General features: G+C 67.4%; 17 protein-coding genes. 3 read left to right on the top strand and 14 right to left on the bottom strand.

Features of this window, described 5'->3' with window-relative positions:
* From coaBC to ubiE, 5 genes are all read right to left on the bottom strand, one after another.
* The gene (gene coaBC, locus B9Z03_RS07215) at window positions 1-1,236 is read right to left on the bottom strand and encodes a bifunctional phosphopantothenoylcysteine decarboxylase/phosphopantothenate--cysteine ligase CoaBC (protein WP_244561681.1); all 1,236 of its coding nucleotides are present in this window, start codon (window positions 1,234-1,236) and stop codon (window positions 1-3) included.
* Window positions 1,233-1,643 carry a type II toxin-antitoxin system VapC family toxin gene (locus B9Z03_RS07210; protein ID WP_085463581.1) on the bottom strand — a complete coding sequence of 137 codons (411 nt, stop codon included), beginning with the start codon at window positions 1,641-1,643 and terminating at the stop codon, window positions 1,233-1,235. The genes coaBC and B9Z03_RS07210 overlap by 4 nt, the downstream gene beginning before the upstream one ends.
* Window positions 1,643-1,918: a FitA-like ribbon-helix-helix domain-containing protein gene (locus B9Z03_RS07205; protein ID WP_139832192.1), complete on the bottom strand. Its 276-nt coding sequence runs from the start codon at window positions 1,916-1,918 to the stop codon at window positions 1,643-1,645. Before B9Z03_RS07205 ends, B9Z03_RS07210 begins: the two co-directional genes overlap by 1 nt.
* A 78-nt stretch (window positions 1,919-1,996) precedes the next feature.
* Entirely contained in the window at window positions 1,997-3,571 is a 1,575-nt protein-coding gene (gene ubiB, locus B9Z03_RS07200) for a 2-polyprenylphenol 6-hydroxylase (RefSeq protein WP_085463580.1), read from the bottom strand.
* Window positions 3,572-3,577: 6 nt separating this feature from the next.
* Window positions 3,578-4,354, bottom strand: a complete 777-nt coding sequence (gene ubiE, locus B9Z03_RS07195) for a bifunctional demethylmenaquinone methyltransferase/2-methoxy-6-polyprenyl-1,4-benzoquinol methylase UbiE (RefSeq protein ID WP_085463579.1) — start codon at window positions 4,352-4,354, stop codon at window positions 3,578-3,580.
* A gap of 132 nt (window positions 4,355-4,486) precedes the next feature.
* Between ubiE and B9Z03_RS07190 the strand changes: the two genes are divergently transcribed.
* The 3 genes from B9Z03_RS07190 (at window position 4,487) to B9Z03_RS07180 (ending at window position 6,993) form a co-directional block, all read left to right on the top strand.
* Window positions 4,487-5,470, top strand: coding sequence for an adenosine deaminase (locus B9Z03_RS07190; protein ID WP_085463578.1), 984 nt, complete (start codon window positions 4,487-4,489; stop codon window positions 5,468-5,470).
* Between the two features lie 99 nt (window positions 5,471-5,569).
* Window positions 5,570-6,196 carry a uracil phosphoribosyltransferase gene (upp, locus tag B9Z03_RS07185; RefSeq protein WP_085463577.1) on the top strand — a complete coding sequence of 209 codons (627 nt, stop codon included), beginning with the start codon at window positions 5,570-5,572 and terminating at the stop codon, window positions 6,194-6,196.
* Window positions 6,197-6,471: 275 nt separating this feature from the next.
* On the top strand, window positions 6,472-6,993 hold the full coding sequence (locus tag B9Z03_RS07180; protein WP_244561680.1) for a TIGR02281 family clan AA aspartic protease: 522 nt from the start codon (window positions 6,472-6,474) through the stop codon (window positions 6,991-6,993).
* A gap of 146 nt (window positions 6,994-7,139) precedes the next feature.
* Here B9Z03_RS07180 and deoA read toward each other — a convergent pair whose 3' ends face one another.
* The 9 genes from deoA to B9Z03_RS07130 all read right to left on the bottom strand — a co-directional run bounded on the left by deoA (window position 7,140) and on the right by B9Z03_RS07130 (window position 17,630).
* Complete coding sequence (gene deoA / locus B9Z03_RS07175) at window positions 7,140-8,459, bottom strand: thymidine phosphorylase (RefSeq protein ID WP_244561679.1); 1,320 nt, start codon at window positions 8,457-8,459, stop codon at window positions 7,140-7,142.
* A gap of 189 nt (window positions 8,460-8,648) precedes the next feature.
* Window positions 8,649-11,051, bottom strand: a complete 2,403-nt coding sequence (locus B9Z03_RS07165) for an aldehyde dehydrogenase family protein (protein WP_085463574.1) — start codon at window positions 11,049-11,051, stop codon at window positions 8,649-8,651.
* 187 nt (window positions 11,052-11,238) lie between these two features.
* Complete coding sequence (deoC, locus tag B9Z03_RS07160) at window positions 11,239-12,252, bottom strand: deoxyribose-phosphate aldolase (RefSeq protein ID WP_176247461.1); 1,014 nt, start codon at window positions 12,250-12,252, stop codon at window positions 11,239-11,241.
* Window positions 12,252-13,046: a purine-nucleoside phosphorylase gene (locus tag B9Z03_RS07155; protein WP_085463573.1), complete on the bottom strand. Its 795-nt coding sequence runs from the start codon at window positions 13,044-13,046 to the stop codon at window positions 12,252-12,254. The genes deoC and B9Z03_RS07155 overlap by 1 nt, the downstream gene beginning before the upstream one ends.
* Complete coding sequence (gene cdd / locus B9Z03_RS07150; RefSeq protein ID WP_432416991.1) at window positions 13,043-13,441, bottom strand: cytidine deaminase; 399 nt, start codon at window positions 13,439-13,441, stop codon at window positions 13,043-13,045. The genes B9Z03_RS07155 and cdd overlap by 4 nt, the downstream gene beginning before the upstream one ends.
* Before the next feature lie 2 nt (window positions 13,442-13,443).
* Entirely contained in the window at window positions 13,444-14,412 is a 969-nt protein-coding gene (locus tag B9Z03_RS07145) for an ABC transporter permease (RefSeq protein WP_085463572.1), read from the bottom strand.
* Window position 14,413: 1 nt separating this feature from the next.
* Window positions 14,414-15,553, bottom strand: a complete 1,140-nt coding sequence (locus tag B9Z03_RS07140) for an ABC transporter permease (protein WP_085463571.1) — start codon at window positions 15,551-15,553, stop codon at window positions 14,414-14,416.
* A complete protein-coding gene (locus B9Z03_RS07135) occupies window positions 15,550-16,101 on the bottom strand; it encodes a cysteine hydrolase family protein (protein WP_085463570.1) in 552 nt (183 codons plus the stop codon). The genes B9Z03_RS07140 and B9Z03_RS07135 overlap by 4 nt, the downstream gene beginning before the upstream one ends.
* On the bottom strand, window positions 16,098-17,630 hold the full coding sequence (locus B9Z03_RS07130; RefSeq protein WP_085463569.1) for an ABC transporter ATP-binding protein: 1,533 nt from the start codon (window positions 17,628-17,630) through the stop codon (window positions 16,098-16,100). The genes B9Z03_RS07135 and B9Z03_RS07130 overlap by 4 nt, the downstream gene beginning before the upstream one ends.
* Window positions 17,631-17,683: the final 53 nt, after the last annotated feature.

Genomic DNA, 17,683 nt, shown 5'->3' with positions numbered 1-17,683 from the left:
TCAGACCGTGATGGTGCGCAGGCGCTCGGCGACCAGTGCCGCCAGACGCTCCGCCACTTCCGTCTTGCTCATCTCCGGCCATTCGTGGATGCCGTCCTTCGAGACGATCTTCACCCGGTTGCGGTCGCCTCCCATGACGCCGCGCGCGTTCACGCCGCTGTCGTGCGACACATCATTCGCGACGATGAAGTCGGCGCCCTTCCTCTTCAGCTTAGCCGCCGCATTGTCGATCAGGTTCTCGGTCTCGGCGGCAAAGCCGACGACGAGCCAGGGACGCGACTGGCCATGGCCGATCGTCGCCAGGATGTCCGGATTCTCGATCATCTCGACAGCGGGCGGCGCCTCTCCGGCGCGCTTCTTGATCTTCTCGCCGACCTCGACCGCGGGCCGCCAGTCCGCGACGGCGGCGACGAAGATGCCGGCGTCGGCCGGCAGCTCGCTCTGGACGGCCGCGAGCATCTGCCGCGCGCTCTCGACATGGATGGTCGTCACGCCCGCCGGGTCGGCGATCGAGACGGGGCCGCTGACGAGGCGCACATCGGCCCCAAGCTTGGCAAGCGCTGCCGCGATCGCATGTCCCTGCTTCCCGGAGGAGCGGTTGGCAATGTAGCGGATCGGATCGAGCGGCTCGTGGGTCGGCCCGGAGGTCACGACGATGCGCCGGCCTGCCAGCGGGCCGGCCGGCGGCGCCAGCAGCGCGGCGACGGCGTCGGCGATCTCGACCGGCTCGGACATGCGCCCCTCGCCCGCCTCGCCGCTCTCCGCCATCTCGCCCTTGCCCGGCCCGACGAAGCGCACGCCGTCCTTCGCCAGCGTCGCGCGGTTGCGCTTCGTCGCCGCATGCGACCACATCTTCGGGTTCATCGCCGGCGCCATCAGCACCGGTCGGTCGGTCGCCAGCAGCACCGCGGAGGCGAGGTCGTTGGCAAGGCCGCCCGCGAGCTTCGCCATCAGGTCCGCCGTCGCAGGCGCCACCACGATCGCATCGCACTCCCGCGCCAGGCGGATATGGCCGACGTCCTGCTCGTCCTGCCGGTCGAAGAGGTCTGTGAAGACGTGGTCCGCCGACAACGCGCCCGCGGCCAGCGGCGTCACGAACTGCTGCGCGGCGTGCGTCATCACGCAGCGCACCTTCGCCCCCCGCTCGCGCAGGCGGCGGATGAGATCCAGCGACTTGTAGGCCGCGATGCCCCCGCCGATGATGAGAAGGATGCGCTTCGACTGCAGGGCGCTCACAGTCCAGACTCCGGCTTGCATGCTGGAATGACGTCGGTACGGATGAAGTCGTCGCCCTTAAAAAGAAGAGGCAGATTTCGCGACTTGGCGAGTGCGTAGGCAAAGCAATCGCCAAAGTTCAGTTTCGCGGCGTGGCCGGAGCCGCGGCTGAACCTGAGCCGCGCCTCAACCGCGACCTCCAACTCCTCCGGGCCGAACGGGACGATCTTGATCAGTGTATCCGAGACGAGTTCGCGCAGGAAAGCCATACCCTTGTTCGGCGCGATGCCGGCCATCACGAAGGCGCATTCGAGATAGGTCGGCGCGGCCATGAGCTTTCCCGGCGTTCGCTCGAGCATCCGGCTGAATGTGAGCGCTTCGGGCTCACGCCGGGCTATTGCGACGATGGCGGATGTATCGACGACCATCACAGATCGTCATATTCGCCGCAGATGGCGTCGCTAAGTTCCTTCTGGGTAAAGTATTTGTATCGGGAATCGGTCGGCTCGTCGTCCTCGAGCGCCGCCGCTCGCCGCATGATCTCGTCCGCATCGATCCGGGATACCGGTTCTGCATCACGACCAGCTTCAATCGCCAAAAGTTGGCGAAGCGCGTCTTCGAGCGAGCGCCCTCGCTCGGCAGCCTTGACGCGCAGAGCGTGCTTCACGTCGTCGGGGATATTCCTGATCGTCAACGTCGCCATGAGTATAACCGTGCAATCATTGACAGCAATGTAATCATTGACAGCAAGCGAGTCAAACGGAACGCCGCATGGCCCTCGTCACGTTACCTGCCAGGCGATCCACACCAGCGCCAGCGCGCCGACCCACAGCGCCACGCGGCCCCAGCGGGTGCCGCGCGCCTCGGCCTTGCCGATCTTCTTCGCCGTCTCCTCGTCGAAGCGCAGGCCGCGCTCGGCCATCAGGTCGATCTCGCGCGTCAGCCGCTCGGTGCGTTCGGCCAGTTCCGGCGCCTGCCGCGCCAGCGCCACCAGCGCGTTGACGCCGTCGCGCGCATCGATCAGCAGGCCCTTCGGCCCCAGATTGTCCCTGATCCAGCCGCCGACCACCGGCTCGGCCGTCTTCCACATGTTGAAGGCGGGATCGAGGGTGCGGGCGACGCCCTCGACGACGACCATCGTCTTCTGCAGCATGACGAGTTCCGGCCTTGCCTCCATGTCGAAGAGCTCGGTCACCTCGAACAGCAGCGTCAAGAGCTTCGCCATCGAGATCGTCTCGGCCGGCTGGCCATGGATCGGCTCGCCGATGGCGCGGATGGCCTGTGCGAAGGACGCCGGATCGTGCTTGCGCGGCACGTAGCCGGCCTCGAAATGCACATCGGCCACGCGCCGGTAGTCACGCACGATGAAGCCGTAGAGGATTTCGGCGAGAAACCGCCGCTCCTTCTTTCCGAGCCGGCCGGTGATGCCGAAGTCGACCGCGACGATCGTCCCGTCCGCCTCCACGAACAGGTTGCCCGGATGCATGTCGGCATGGAAGAAGCCGTCGCGCAGCGTGTGCCGCAGGAAGGACTGGATCAGCGTCGCGGCCAGCACGTTGAGGTCGTGGCCGGCGAGCCGCAGCCCTTCCGTGTCCGACATCTTGATGCCGTCGATCCATTCGAGCGTCAGCACGTCGCGCCCGGTCCGCTCCCAGTCGACGGCCGGCACGCGGAAGCCCGGGTCGGCGGCCGTGTTCTCGCCGATCTCCGACAGCGCCGCCGCCTCCAGCCGCAGGTCCATCTCGATCTTGGTCGTCTGCTCCAGGATCTCGGCCACCTGGACCGGCCGCAGCCGGCGCGTCGCCGGAACGAAGCGCTCCATCTGCCGGGCGGCGAGGAAATAGCTTTCAAGATCCTGGAAGAAGCGCCGCCGCACGCCCGGACGGATCACCTTGACGGCCATCTTGCGCAGTTCGCCATCCTTCGCCACCTGGGCCGGATGCACCTGCGCGATCGAGGCCGCCGCCACCGGGTCGCCCAGATGCACATAGAGGTCGTCCACCGTGCGACCGAGCGACCCCTCTATCGCCGCCACCGCCTGCTCGCGCGGGAAGGTCGGCATGCGGTCCTGCAGCTTGGCGAGATCGTTGGCGATCTCGCTGCCTACCACGTCCGGCCGGGTGGCGAGGAACTGGCCGAGCTTCACATAGGAGGGGCCCAGCCGCGTGACCGCCTTGGAAAAGCGTTCGCTGCGGCCGAGACTCGAGGAGCGCCTGCGCGAAAACAGCCTGCCGAGCCGCCAGCCGAGCTTGGGCAGGCCCCAGAGCTGGTCGCCCGGTAGCGCTGCGATCACGCCCTCGCGGACCATGATCCAGCCCGCGCGGGCCAGACGAAAATAAGCGCCCGATGTGCCCATGCCCGGTCAGATCTTCCAGGCCGAATGCAGTGCGGCGATGCCGCCGGAATAGTTGCGCCAGGTCGCCCGCGACAGGCCGGCCGCCGTCATCATCGCCGCGAAATCGCGCTGGTTCGGGAATTTCCGAATCGATTCCACCAGATAGCGATAGGGTTCGCCGTCGCCCGCCACCATCTGGCCGATGCGCGGGATGGCATTGAACGACCATGCATCGTAGACGCGATCGAGCAGCGGCATCTCGACCTCGGAGAATTCCAGGCACAGGAAGCGGCCGCCGGGCTTCAGTACCCTCGCCGCCTCCGACAGCGCGACATCGATGCGCGGCACGTTGCGGATGCCGAAGGCGATCGTATAGGCGTCGAACGTGTCGTCCGCGAAAGGCAGCTCCTCGGCATTGGCCTCGACGAAATCCACATTCTCCGCGATCCGGCGCTTCTCGGCGCGCTCGCGGCCGACGCCGAGCATCGAGCCGTTGATGTCGAGCACGGTGACATGCGCATTGCGGTCCGACGCCTCGACGATGCGGAAGGCGATGTCGCCCGTGCCGCCGGCAACATCCAGCGAGCGCCAGTCGCCGCGCTTCGGCGGGTTGAGCCAGGTCACCATCGCGTCCTTCCAGACCCGGTGCATGCCGGCCGACATCAGGTCGTTCATCAGGTCGTAACGGTCGGCGACCTTGTGGAAAACGTCGTTGACCAGACCCTGCTTCTCGCCGGGCGCGACACTGCGGAAACCGTAGGAGGTCTCCATGCCGCCGCGAACCGTGGTGCGTTCTTCTGACATGATTGTGTCCTGTCGAAATCGGGCCGGACCATAGCCGATGCGATCCGGCAGCGCTATGTTCCGGGGCGCGATGAACCGCCGCGCGCCGAATCATGATGAATGCGGGCATATCGCGCAGACCGGAGCGTGCCTATGGTGTTGAAAGCCGAGATCCACTGCCATGTCGAAGGCGCGGCTTCTCCCGAACTGGTCATCAAGCAGGCGCGCAAATACGGGGCGGACGTCTCGGGCTTCATCAGGGATGGATCCTTCGTCTGGCACGATTTCACCTCCTTCCTGGCCGCCTACGATGCCGCCTCGAGCCTCTTCCGCGACGAGGAAGACTATGCCCGGCTGACCGAGACCTATCTCACCAGCCTCGCGCGGGAAGGCGCCATCTATTCCGAGGTCTTCACCTCGCCCGACCACGCGGTGAAGTCGGGCCTGTCGCCCACGGCCTACACAAACGCGCTCGGCGAAGGCATCCGGCGGGCAAATGCGAAGACCGGCATCGAGGGCCGGATGATCGTCACCGGCGTGCGCCATTTCGGCGTCGAATCGGTCGAGGCGGCCGCCCGTTTCGCGGTCAAATGCGGCCATCCGCTCGTCACCGGCTTCGGCATGGCCGGAGAGGAGCGTTTCGGCGACGTGGAGGACTATGTGCGCGCCTTCGAGATCGCCCGCGAGGCCGGCCTCGGCATTACGGTGCATGCCGGAGAGCTTGCCGGCTGGGAAAGCGTGCGCGACGCGCTCGACCACATCCGCCCATCCCGCATCGGCCACGGCGTGCGCGCCATCGAGAACCCAGACCTCGTCAAGCGCATCGCCGACGAAGGCGTGGTGCTGGAAGTCTGCCCGGTGTCGAATATCGAGCTGAAGGTATTCCCGTCCTATGCGGACCACCCGTTCCCGAAGCTGCGCGCGGCCGGCTGCAAGGTCACGCTGTCCTCCGACGACCCTCCCTATTTCTGGACCAGCCTCGGCAAGGAATACGCGGTCGCCAAAGAGCATTTCGGCCTGTCCGACCGCGACCTGACCGCGGTCACGCGCACGGCGATCGAAGCCGCCTTCGTCGACAGGAAGACACGGAAGGCGCTGTTGGCGAAGCTTGGCGACCCGACCCGCGCGGGACGCTGAAATCTCCGACAAAACTGTGGCTGACCCTTCGCCGGCTGTTCCCCGGACCGCGAGGCTTGGCTAAAGTCCAGCGGTCCCGTTCCGCCAGGAGTTGCCCGAATGAGCGTCACCGTCGTCAACCACCCGCTCGTTCAGCACAAGCTCACCATCATGCGCAACAAGGAGACCTCGACGGCGGGGTTCCGACGGCTGCTGCGCGAGATCTCGCTGCTGCTGGGCTACGAAGTCACCCGCGACCTCGAACTGACCACGACGCGCATCGAAACGCCGCTGCAGCCGATGGACGCGCCGACGCTGGAGGGCAAGAAACTGGTCTTCGCCTCGGTGCTGCGCGCCGGCAACGGGCTGCTGGAAGGCCTGCTCGACCTCGTGCCCGCCGCGCGCGTCGCCCATGTCGGCCTCTATCGCGACCACGAGACGCTGGAGGCCGTCGAATATTTCTTCAAGGCGCCGAGCGACCTCGGCGACCGGCTGGTGATCGTGGTCGACCCGATGCTGGCGACGGCGAACTCCGCGATCGCCGCGATCGACAAGCTGAAGAGCCGCGGCGCGACCAACCTGCGCTACCTCTGCCTGCTCGCCGCCCCGGAAGGCATCGAGCGCTTCACCAAGGCGCATCCCGACGTGCCGGTGTTCACGGCGGCGATCGACGAAAAGCTGAACGAAAAGGGCTACATCGTCCCCGGCCTCGGCGATGCCGGCGACCGAATGTACGGGACGAAGTAAGCGCTGCAACGTTTGACACGCTGACGCGACCCCCGCGCACCGGCAAAGAACTAGCGCCGTCATTCTCGGGCTTGTGCCGAGGATCTATCGGCGGTCGGGATTGTCGTCCTTCACCCTTCCCACAGAAGCTGGCAGATTCTCGGGACAAGCCCGAGAATGACGGCGTGGAGTCTGCCTGCGCCTTGGCAACGGTCCTCGGCAGCCGCCTTTCTCCCACGCGTTAAACCCGTGGTGACCGCGCCAGGTTAGCATTCCCCGAAACGGGACCTCACCTGATGCGGACCATCCTGCTGCTCGGCGCGCTTATCGGCGTTTCAGCCTCCGTGCCCTACTTCCTCGACATCGGCCCGCATGATCCGGAGGTTGTGCCGATCGAGGTCGCCGCGCCCGCCGCCCCAGCGCGACCGGCCGAAGCCCCGCCTACCGGCCGCAAGGTTGCCATCCCCGCCGACCAGGCCGGCCATTTCCGCACCGAACTGCGCTTCAACGGCCGCAGGGTGGAAGGGCTGATCGACACCGGCGCCACGCTGATCGCCATGAACGAGACCACCGCCCGCAAGGTCGGCGTCGCGGTGCCGCGAACGGCCTTCAAGCATGAGATCAACACCGCCAACGGCAAGACGAAGGCTGCCGTCGTGCGGATCGACACGGTTGAGATCGGCCGCATCCGCGTCTCGGACGTCGACGCCGTGGTGCTGGAGGACGAGGCGCTGTCCGGCATCCTCGTCGGAATGAGCCTGCTGCGCCAGCTCACCCGCTTCGAGGTCAAGGACGGCACGCTGCTCCTGGAGCAGTAGGGTAAAGGCGAGGCGGAATGCCCCCTCACCTGGCTGCCGGCATCGCGGGTCGAGACCGTCGGCTCGACCCTCGATGCCCGGCAGGGCGATGAGGGGGGACGGCCAAGGATGTCGAGATTGGCCAGGTGGCCTTTTCTACCCATCCCCTACGACGACACCTGCCTCAGCACCACCGGCGACGGCTGCGGCCGCACCTTGCCGATGTCGTAGGCCGCCAGCACCGCATTCGCCGCCGCCTTCGCATCGTCATCCGAGCGGGCATGGACGAGGCAGAGCGGATCGCCCGCCCGCACCTCCGCGCCGACGGGCGCGAGGCGCGTCAGCCCGACTGCCGGATCGACCTCGTCCTGCGGCCGCGTTCGCCCTCCGCCGAGCGCCACCACCGCGAGGCCGATGTCGCGGGTCGCGATCGCCCGGACATAGCCGGACGAGCGTGCCTCCACCGCCAGCTCGACCGGCGCCTTCGGCAGATGGTTGGCGGACTTTGCAAGAAAGTCCGCCGGCCCGCCCAGCGCATGCACCATGCGCCCGAACCGCTCCGCGGCGGCGCCGGACTGCAGCGCCTGCCGCGCATTGGCCACCCCCTCCTTCTGGCTGCGCGCCAGACCCGTCGAGACCAGCATCTCGGCTGCAAGCGCGAGCGTGACCTCCTCCAGCCTGCGGTCGCGGAGCCGGCCGGTGAGGAAATCCACCGCGTTCGTCACTTCCACCGCATTGCCCGCGGCCGAGGCCAGCGGCTGGTTCATATCGGTCACCAGCGCCGTCGTCGGCAGGCCGGCGCCGTTCGCCACCTCGACCAGGCTCTTGGCGAGCGCGGACGCATCGCGGGGCTTGGCCATGAACGCGCCATTGCCGGACTTGACGTCGAGCACCAAGGCGCCAAGGCCCGCGGCGAGCTTCTTCGACAGGATGGAGGCGGTGATGAGCGGGATCGACTCGACCGTCCCCGTCACGTCGCGGATCGCATAGAAGCGCTTGTCGGCGGGCGCGAGGTCGCCCGTCTGGCCGATGATGGCGCAGCCCACCTCGCGCACCACCTTGCGGAAGCGCTGGTTGTCCGGCTGGCTGACATAGCCGGGGATCGCATCCATCTTGTCCAGCGTCCCGCCCGTGTGGCCGAGCCCGCGCCCCGAGATCATCGGCACATAGGCCCCGCAGGCAGCGACGATCGGCGCCAGCATCAGCGAGACGTTGTCGCCCACCCCGCCGGTCGAGTGCTTGTCCACCACCGGTCCCGGCAGGCTCCATGCCAGCACCTCGCCTGAATCGCGCATGGCAATCGTCAACGCGACGGCTTCGTCGCGGCTCATCCCGTTGAGGAACACCGCCATGCCGAAGGCTGCCACCTGCCCCTCGGTGACGGAGCCGGAGGCCATGCCCTCGACGAATTCGGCGATGGCCGCCTTCGGCAGCGCCTTGCCGTCGCGCTTGAGGCGGATGAATTCCTGGGGGAGGAGGGTGCTCAACGAGATACCCCCCTCTGGCCTGCCGGCCATCTCCCCCTCAAGGGGGGAGATCGGCTGTCACGATGGTTTTCGCCAGTTGGCAGCGTTGCAGGCAGCGGGCAGTCGCCGAAGCTGCCAATCTCCCCCCTTGAGGGGGAGATGGCCGGCAGGCCAGAGGGGGGTCTTTTCACCGCGCCCGAGAGACGCACATCACACCCCGAACGGCGTCCAGATCGCCTTGTGCCTCACCGCGTGGAACAGGAACTCCTCCCCCTGCCCCTGCGCCGGATCGAGCCAGTCGCGCGCCAGACCCTGATTGGCCCACACGGCCTTGAGGTTGCCCCCCGATTCTTTCTCCACCAGCGCCGAGCCTTCCTTGGACCCGAAATACCAGTGCGCCGCCACATCGTCGTGCTTCGCCAGCACGCCCGCGAGTTGGTCGCGGTCGCCGGTGACGATGTTGACCACCCCGCCCGGCACGTCCGACGTGTCGAACACCTGGTAGAGGTCGAGCGCCGCCAGCGGCTGGCGCGGCGAGGGCGTGACCACCACGCGATTGCCCATCGCGATCGCCGGCGCGACCAGCGAGACGAAGGACAGAAGCGGCGCCTCGTCAGGACAGGAGATCGCCATCACGTCCCACGGCTCGTTGAGCACCACCGACAGCATGCGCGCCTGGGGCGCGCGGGCCGCGCCGTCGTACTTGTCCGCCCAGGCCGCGTAGTACATCACCCGCGCCACGGTCGCGTCCACCTCGCGCGAAGCCTTCGCGGCCGACGCACCGGTCGCCTGCACCAGCCGCCGCGCGAATTCGCCCGCGCGCAGCTCCAGGTTCTCGGCGAGGAAATACAGCACCTGCGCCCTTGCATGACCGGTCATGCCCGACCAGCCGTCGGCCTTGTGCGCGGCTTCCACCGCGTTGCGGATGTCCTTGCGGTTGCCGAGCGGCGCCTCGGTGACGAACTTTCCGGCGTGGTCGTGGACCGGATAGGAATAGCCCGAATCCGGCCGCGCCTGCTTGCCGCCGATATAGAGCTTCACCGTCCGGTCGAGCGAAGCACCCTCGCCGCGCTCCTCGTCCGCATCGAGCGGCGCGGCCGCCGGCAGCGGCTTGGCGATGGCCGCCGGCTTCGCCGTCTTCAGCCAGCCGGGCACGAGATATTCGTGCATGCCTTCCTTGCCGCCTTCGCGCCCGAAGCCGCTTTCCTTGTAGCCGCCAAAGGGGATCGCCGCGTCGAACAGGTTGGTCGAGTTGATCCACACCACGCCCGCCTTCAGCCGCCGCGCCGCGTCGAAGGCGGTGTCCAAGTTCTGCGACCAGATCGAGGCGGCGAGCCCGTAGCGCGAATTGTTGGCGAGCTGGATCGCCTCGCCCGGCGTGCGGAAAGTCATCGACACCAGAACCGGGCCGAAGATCTCCTCCTGCGCCAGCTTCGAGGCCGGCATCACGTCTGTGAACAGCGTCGGCGGGTAGAAGCAGCCCTTGGTCGACAGCTTCGACGCCCAGCTCGGCTGGAACATCGCCGCGCCTTCGGCAACGCCGTCCTTCACGCGCGCCGCGATCTGCTCCATCTGCACCTTCGCCACCACCGCGCCGACATCGGTCGACTTGTCGAGCGGATCGCCGACGCGCAGCTTTTCCATCCGCGCCCGCAGCTTGGCATAGAACCGTTCGGCCACCCCTTCCTGCACGATCGCGCGCGAACCGGCGCAGCAGACCTCGCCCTGGTTGAACCAGATCGCATCGACCACGCCTTCCACCGCCGCGTCGAGATCGGCATCGGCATAGACGATGAACGGCGACTTGCCACCGAGCTCCAGCGACAGCTTCTTGCCCGATCCGGCCGTCTGCTTGCGCAGGATGCGGCCGACTTCGGTCGAGCCGGTGAAGGCGAGCTTGGCGATGCCCTCATGCCCGGCGATCAGCGCGCCGGTCTCGCCGCCGCCGTTGACGATATTGACGACGCCGGCCGGCAGGCCCGCCTCCTTGCAGATCTCGGCAAAGGCAAGCGCCGTCAGCGGCGTGTGCTCGGCCGGCTTCAAGACGACCGTGCAGCCCGCGGCAAGTGCGGGCGCGATCTTCCAGGCGAGCATCAAAAGCGGAAAGTTCCACGGGATGATCTGGCCGCAGACCCCGGCCGGCACGTGGCCCGGAAACGCCTCGTCGCGCAGCTCTGCCCAGCCGGCATGGTGGTAGAAATGGCGGGCGACCAGCGGAATGTCGATGTCGCGCGTCTCACGGATCGGCTTGCCGTTGTCCATCGTCTCCAGCACCGCCAGGAAGCGCGCATGCTTCTGCACCTGCCTGGCAATCGCATAGAGATGCCGGGCGCGCTGATTGCCGGAAAGCTTCGACCATGAGGCAAAGGCGCCCGTCGCCGCCTTCACCGCCGCGTCGACCTCCTTCTTCCCGGCGATCGCTACCTCCGCCAGCGTCTCACCCGTGGCGGGGTTGGGGACACCGAACGTCTCGCCACCCGCCGCCGTGAACTTGCCGCCGATGAAATGGCCGAACCTGCCCTTGTGCCGCTTCAGCCAGTCGCGAACGATCGCATCCTCTTCCGGCGCCGGGCCGTAGTCCATCGTCTTCAGGATGTCCTGGATCTGGTTCATCGGTGAACCTCCGAAACGGAATGGAAGGGCAGCGCTCTTTCACGCCCCCCTCTGGCCTGCCGGCCATCTCCCCCACAAGGGGGGAGATTGGCAGCTCCGACGACGCGCGTAATCTCCCCCCATGTGGGGGAGATGGCCGGCAGGCCAGAGGGGGGCGTGAAGGAACTCAGGTTTGCGATCATTCCCCTCACCCCATCCCGTGCCGGTCGTTCGACGAATACCGCCCGGTGACATAGTGCTCCAGCTGCCGCTCGATATCGCCCAGCAGCGCAGATGCGCCGAGCCGGAACAGGTCCGGCTGCAGCCAGGCGTCGCCCAGCTCCTCCTTCATCAGGATCAGCCAGGCGAGCGCGTCCTTGGCGGCGCGGATGCCGCCGGCGGGCTTGAAGCCGACATGCACGCCGCCGGTGAACTCCAGATAGTCGCGGATGGCGCGGCACATGACGAGGCTCACCGGCAGCGTGGCGTTCACCGCCTCGGTACCGGTCGAGGTCTTGATGAAGTCGGCGCCCGCCTGCATCGCCACCATCGAGGCCTTGTAGACATTGGTCAGCGTCTTCAATTCGCCGGTGGCCAGGATCGCCTTCAGATGCGCCTCGCCGCAGGCCTCGCGCATCTGGGCGACCTCGTCGTAGAGGGCTGCCCACTCGCCGTTCAGCACATGCGCGCGGGTGATGACGATGTCGATCTCGCCCGCACCCTCGCCGACCGCATAGCGGATTTCCTCCAGCCGCTGCTTGAGCGGCGTGAGACCCGTCGGGAAGCCGGTGGCGACGGAGGCGACTGGAATGCCCGATCCTTCCAGCGCCTTCACCGCCGTCGGCACCATCGTCGGGTAGACGCAGACCGCGCCCGTGGTCAGCCGCCGGCCGGTCAGCCCCAGCGCCTCGACCAGGTCGTCGCGCAGCGGGTGGCGCGCCTTGGCGCAGAGCCTCCTCACGCGGCCGGGCGTGTCGTCGCCGGCAAGCGTCGTCAGGTCGATCACCTCGATGGCGCGGATCAGCCATGCCGCCTGCCAGGCCTTCTTCACCGTGCGCCGCGTGGTCAGCGTCGCGGCGCGGCGCTCGGCGGCGGACAGGTTGACGTCCATCGCCTCGAACCATTCGGCCTTCAGCGGCGTGCCGTCGTTGCGGGGGCGCAGATTGGACAGGTGGACGGGCGCCGCGCCCGACGCCACCGCATGCTCCGTCTTGGCGTTCATCAGAACCCTCCGATCGCCTCGCGCAGGATCGCCGCAAGCCGTGCTCCTCCGAGCGGCGCCATGTCCTTGGTTTCCTGGTGCGAGAGTTCGCCGCCGGTCATTCCGGCCGCGAGATTGGTGATCACCGAACAGGCCGCCACGCGCAGGCCGAGAAACCGCGCGAGGATGACCTCGGGAACGGTCGACATGCCGACGGCATTGGCGCCGACGATGCGGGCCATGCGGATTTCGGCCGGCGTCTCGAAGGACGGGCCGGAGAACCACATGTAGACGCCCTTGTGCAGCGGCGTGCCGGTCTTCTGCGCCGCCGCCTCCAGCGCGGCGCGCATCTCGGCATCATAGGCCTGCGTCAGGCCGACGAAGCGTTTGTCGGTCGGCTCGCCGAACAGCGGGTTGGAGCCAGAGAAATTGATGTGGTCGGTGATCAGCATCACCGAGCCCGGCCCCATGGTGGGCTCCAGCGAGCCGGCGGCGTTGGTCAGCATCAGCGTCTCGACGCCGATGCCCTGCAGCACCTCCAGCGCCGGACGCATCGCGCCCGCATTGCCGTGCTCGTAGTAATGCGCCCGGCCGGCCATCATGATCACCGGCGTGCCGTTGAAGTCGCCGGCCACCAGCTCGCCGGCATGACCGGTCACGCCGCTCTTCGGAAAGCCCGGCAGCTCGCCGTAGGAGATGCGCACCGGGTTCTTCACCTCGTCGACCAGTCCGCCGAGGCCCGAGCCCAGCACGAGGCCCACCTTGGGCGTGCGGCCGGCGAGGCGTTCGACCAGGATATCGACGGCAGTGGTCATTTCAGGATCTCGCCAGAGAAACCATAGGGCAGGATAGCACCCATCGTTGTCGTTTCCACTACGCCGTTCTGGTCGCAGAGGTGAAGGCGGGTCGATGGCAGGGAAAACTCCGCCAACCGTTGCCTGCAGCCGCCGCAGGGCGTGATCCGATCCATCCGTTCGGCGACGACCACGATATCGGTGATCTCACCGCCGCCGTCCATGATGTAGTGGCCGAGCATCGTCGTCTCTGCGCACCAGCCTTCCGGATAGGACGCGACCTCGATGTTCGCGCCGGAATAGGTGCGTCCATCAGCGGTGCGCAGCGCCGCGCCGACCGGAAATTTGGAGTAGGGTGCGTAGCTCTTGGCCATCGCCGTTCGTGCGACCGCGAACAGCTCGTCGGTCACCGCCATGCTCACCGCTCCTTCACATAGGCGACGCCGCCCGCCTTGGGCGGCACCGCCTTGCCGATGAAGCCGGCCAGCAGGATCACGGTGAGGATATAGGGCAGCGCCTGCATGAGCTGCACCGGCACCTGCCCGATGAACGGGAAGGCCGTGCCCTGGAAGCGGATGCCGAAGGCTTCGAGGAAGCCGAACAGCAGGCAGGCGAACATCGCCGGCACCGGCTTCCACTTGGCGAAGATCAGTGCCGCGAGCGCGATGAAGCCGCGGCCGGCGGTCATGTCCTTGACGAAACCGGGGCTCTGCGCCAGCGACAGGTAGGCGCCCGCGAGACCCGTCAGCAGGCCGCAGACGATCACCGCGCGATAGCGCAGCCACGCCACCGACACGCCGGCCGTGTCGACGGCGGCGGGGTTTTCGCCCACGGCGCGCAGCCGCAGGCCGAACCTGGTGCGGAACAGCACCCACCAGGTCAGCGGCACCATCAGGAAGGCGATGTAGACGAGCACGGAATGGCCCGAGATCAGCTCGTAATAGATCGGCCCGATGACCGGCACGTCCCGCAGCGCGTTCGCGAACGGCAGGGTGATGGGGTCGAAGCGCGCATCGCCGGTCAGCTGCGGCGTGCGGCCGCCCTCCTTGAACCAGGCCTGGCCGAGCAGGATCGTGGCGCCCGCAACGACGAAGTTGATCGCCACGCCGGACACGATCTGGTTGCCGCGGTTGGTGATGGCGGCGAAGCCGTGCACCAGCGCGAAGAAGACGGCGGCGAGCAGCGCCGCACCCACGCCCAGCCATGCCGACCCGGTGACCGCGGCGGCGGCCGCGCCCGCGAAGGCGCCGGCCAGCATCTTGCCCTCCAGGCCGATGTCGAACACGCCCGACCGCTCGGAATAGAGGCCTGCCAGGCAGGCCAGCAGCAACGGCACCGACAGCCGGATCGTCAGGTCGAGCAGCGAGATGAGGACGTCGATGAACATGTCAGGCGTCTCCCGCCGCTTTGGGCTTCAGCCCCATGCTCGATGGTCTCAGCGAGGCGAACACCGCCTGCACCGCCGGCCGGAACATGTGCTCCAGCGCGCCGGCGAAGAAGATCACCAGTCCCATGATGACGACGATCATCTCGCGGGTGATGTTGGGCATCTCGAAGGCGATCTCGGCGCCGCCCTGGTAGAGCATGCCGAACAGGATCGCGGCGAGGATGATGCCGACCGGGTGCGACCGCCCCATCAGCGCCACCGCGATGCCGACGAAGCCCGCGCCGCCGACGAAGCCGAGTTGCATGCGGTCCTGCGCGCCCATGATCGGGTTCAGCGCCATCAGGCCCGCGAGGCCGGCCGAGATCAGCATCGTCACGATGATGATCCGCTTCTCGCCGATGCCGGCATAGCGCGCGGCCTTCGGGCTGTGGCCCATGGTGCGGATCTCGTAGCCGAGACGGCTGCGCCAGATCAGCACCCACACGCCGAAGGCGGCGATCAGGGAGACGAAGAAGGTGATGTTCAGCGGCGTGCGCCGCGCCGCGATGCCGAGCGCGCCGAGCAGCGGCTCCAGGCTCGGAATGTTCGCGCCTTCGAGGAACACGCGCGTCTCCGGCGCCTGCTGTCCGGGCGCCTTGAAGACGTTCACCAAGAGGTAGACCATCAGGCTCGCGGCAATGAAGTTGAACATGATCGTCGTGATGACGATGTGGCTGCCGCGATAGGCCTGCAGCCAGGCCGGGATCAGCGCCCAGGCCGCGCCGAAGAGCGCCGCGGCAACGATCGCGATCGGATAGGTGATCCACCACGGCAGGATGGAATCGAAGGCGAGGCAGACGATGGCGACGCCGACGCCGGCCACCGAGGCCTGTCCCTCGCCGCCGATGTTGAACAGGCCGGCATGGAAGGCGACGGCCACCGCCAGCCCGGTGAAGATGAAGTTGGTCGCGTAGTAGAGCGTATAGCCAATGCCGCGCCCGGAGCCGAACGCGCCCTTGATCATCAGCTGCACCGCCTCGAACGGGCTCTCGCCGACGAGAAGCACCACGAGGCCGGCGACGAAGAAGGCGACGATCAGGTTGATCAGCGGAAGGAGACCGTAGTCGGCCCAGCCGGGGAGCTTGGCATAAGGGGTGCTCATGGCAGGGCCTCGATCAGGGAACGCGTATCGGTGATCTGCGCATACTCCTTGTCGAGTATGGCGAGCGTCAGGGCATGCACGTCCTCCGCCGGCCAGTGGCGGCCGCGCCGGTCGGTGCGATCGACGCTGGCGACGGCGTCCTCGGGAATGACCACCTCGAATCCGAGATTGCCGGCCATGCGCGCGGTGGCCTCGACGGAGTTCTCCAACAGCACGCCGGTCATCACCAGCCGGCGCACGTCGAGTTCGTCGAGAACATCCACCAGGTCGGTGCCGATGAAGGCGCTGTTGGTGCGCTTGTCGACCACGGGCTCGCCCGGCAGCGGCGCCACTTCAGCCTTGAAGTCGTTGCCGGCGGTGCCCGGCCGATAGGGCGAGGAGAGATTGGTCGAGTCGTGGCGGATGTGGATCACCGGGAGTCGCCGCGCGCGCCATGCCTCCAGCAGGTCCGCGATCCTGTCCTCCATCTCCGGCTGGCCGCGCCGACCCCAGACCGGATCGTCGATGGCGTTCTGCACGTCGATCACCAGCAGGGCGGGCGTGCTCATTCCGCCGCCTCCTTCTGCTCGACGCCCGCCATCAGCAGGCCGAGTTCGCCTTCCGTGGCGTCCGGCCCGCGCTCGCCGACGACGCGGCCGTCGAACATCACGAGGATGCGGTCGGAGAGCGAGCGGATCTCGTCCAGCTCGACCGACACCAGCAGCACCGCCTTGCCGGCGTCGCGCATCGCGATCAGGCGCTTGTGTATGAACTCGATCGCGCCGACGTCGACGCCGCGCGTCGGCTGGCCGACGATCAGCACGCCCGGGTCCTGCTCCATTTCCCGCGCCAGCACGATCTTCTGCTGGTTGCCGCCGGAGAAATTCGCCGTCTTCAGATGCGGATCGCCGGGACGGATGTCGTATTTCGCGATCTTGTCGCGCGCGTCCGCCTCGACCGCCTTGAGGTCGAGGAACGGGCCTTTGCCGTATTCAGGATCGTTGTGATAGCCGAGGATCGAGTTCTCATATTCCTCGAAGGGCAGGATCAGGCCCATGTGGTGCCGGTCCTCGGGCACATGGGCGAGGCCGCGCCGGCGCAGGTCCGCCGGATCGGCCGCGCCCGTCACGTCGACCGGCCGCCCGTCCAGCGTGACCGACCCCGAGACCGCCTTGCGGATGCCGGCGATGGTCTCGATCAGCTCCGACTGGCCGTTGCCGGCCACGCCCGCGATGCCGACGATCTCGCCGCCGCGCACGTCGAAGGACACGTCCTTGACCATTGTGACGCCGCGCGAGTCCTTCACGGTGAGGTTGTGCACCGACAGCTTGACCTCGCCCGGCTTCGCCTCGCCCTTCTCGACATGCAGCAGCACGCGGCGGCCGACCATCAGTTCGGCCAGTTCCTCGACCGTCGTCTCCGAGGTCTTGCGCGTCGCCACCATCTGGCCCTGGCGCATGACGGAGACGTTGTCGGTGACGGCCATGATCTCGCGCAGCTTGTGCGTGATCAGGATGACCGTCTTGCCCTCCTCCTTCAGCCTGCGCAGGATGCGAAAGAGATGATCCGCCTCCGCCGGCGTCAGCACGCCGGTCGGTTCGTCGAGGATGAGAATCTCGGCGCCGCGATAGAGCGCCTTCAGGATCTCGACACGCTGCTGCAGGCCGACGGCGAGTTCCTCGATCACCGCGTCGGGGTCGACCTCGAGGCCGTATTCCTCTTCCAGCCGGTGCAGTTCGCCGCGCGCCTTGGCGATGCCCTTGTTGAGGAGGGCCGCGCCTTCGGCGCCGAGGATGATGTTTTCCAGCACGGTGAAGTTCTCGACCAACATGAAGTGCTGGTGGACCATGCCGATGCCATGCGCGATCGCCTCGTTCGGCGTCTTGATCGCGGCCGGCTTCCCGCCGATGCGGATCTCGCCGGAATCGGCCTGGTAGAAGCCGTAGAGGATCGACATCAGCGTCGACTTGCCCGCGCCGTTCTCGCCGATGATGCCGTGAATCGTGCCCCGCTCGACCTTGAGATGGATGTCGCGATTGGCCCGGACCGTGCCGAAGCTCTTGTTGATGCCGACCAGTTCGATCGCCGCGTCCGCCATACGCCGTCCCGTTCCGAGGCCGGGTCCCTCCGGCTCTTTATCGTTTGGTCAAA

This window comes from Mesorhizobium australicum, assembly GCF_900177325.1.
GTDB lineage: Bacteria > Pseudomonadota > Alphaproteobacteria > Rhizobiales > Rhizobiaceae > Mesorhizobium_A > Mesorhizobium_A australicum_A.
The sequence above is the reverse complement of the archived record's forward strand: the minus strand, read 5'-3'. Positions and strand labels throughout refer to the sequence as shown.

Excerpts from the sequence above, each read along its gene's own strand:
- B9Z03_RS07210 (WP_085463581.1), bottom strand. The coding sequence starts at position 1,643 with ATGGTCGTCGATACATCCGCCATCGTCGCAATAGCCCGGCGTGAGCCC.
- B9Z03_RS07205 (WP_139832192.1), bottom strand. The coding sequence starts at position 1,918 with ATGGCGACGTTGACGATCAGGAATATCCCCGACGACGTGAAGCACGCT.
- ubiB (WP_085463580.1), bottom strand. The coding sequence starts at position 3,571 with ATGGGCACATCGGGCGCTTATTTTCGTCTGGCCCGCGCGGGCTGGATC.
- ubiE (WP_085463579.1), bottom strand. The coding sequence starts at position 4,354 with ATGTCAGAAGAACGCACCACGGTTCGCGGCGGCATGGAGACCTCCTAC.
- B9Z03_RS07190 (WP_085463578.1), top strand. The coding sequence starts at position 4,487 with ATGGTGTTGAAAGCCGAGATCCACTGCCATGTCGAAGGCGCGGCTTCT.
- upp (WP_085463577.1), top strand. The coding sequence starts at position 5,570 with ATGAGCGTCACCGTCGTCAACCACCCGCTCGTTCAGCACAAGCTCACC.
- B9Z03_RS07180 (WP_244561680.1), top strand. The coding sequence starts at position 6,472 with ATGCGGACCATCCTGCTGCTCGGCGCGCTTATCGGCGTTTCAGCCTCC.
- B9Z03_RS07165 (WP_085463574.1), bottom strand. The coding sequence starts at position 11,051 with ATGAACCAGATCCAGGACATCCTGAAGACGATGGACTACGGCCCGGCG.
- deoC (WP_176247461.1), bottom strand. The coding sequence starts at position 12,252 with ATGAACGCCAAGACGGAGCATGCGGTGGCGTCGGGCGCGGCGCCCGTC.
- B9Z03_RS07155 (WP_085463573.1), bottom strand. The coding sequence starts at position 13,046 with ATGACCACTGCCGTCGATATCCTGGTCGAACGCCTCGCCGGCCGCACG.
- cdd (WP_432416991.1), bottom strand. The coding sequence starts at position 13,441 with ATGGCGGTGACCGACGAGCTGTTCGCGGTCGCACGAACGGCGATGGCC.
- B9Z03_RS07145 (WP_085463572.1), bottom strand. The coding sequence starts at position 14,412 with ATGTTCATCGACGTCCTCATCTCGCTGCTCGACCTGACGATCCGGCTG.
- B9Z03_RS07140 (WP_085463571.1), bottom strand. The coding sequence starts at position 15,553 with ATGAGCACCCCTTATGCCAAGCTCCCCGGCTGGGCCGACTACGGTCTC.
- B9Z03_RS07135 (WP_085463570.1), bottom strand. The coding sequence starts at position 16,101 with ATGAGCACGCCCGCCCTGCTGGTGATCGACGTGCAGAACGCCATCGAC.
- B9Z03_RS07130 (WP_085463569.1), bottom strand. The coding sequence starts at position 17,630 with ATGGCGGACGCGGCGATCGAACTGGTCGGCATCAACAAGAGCTTCGGC.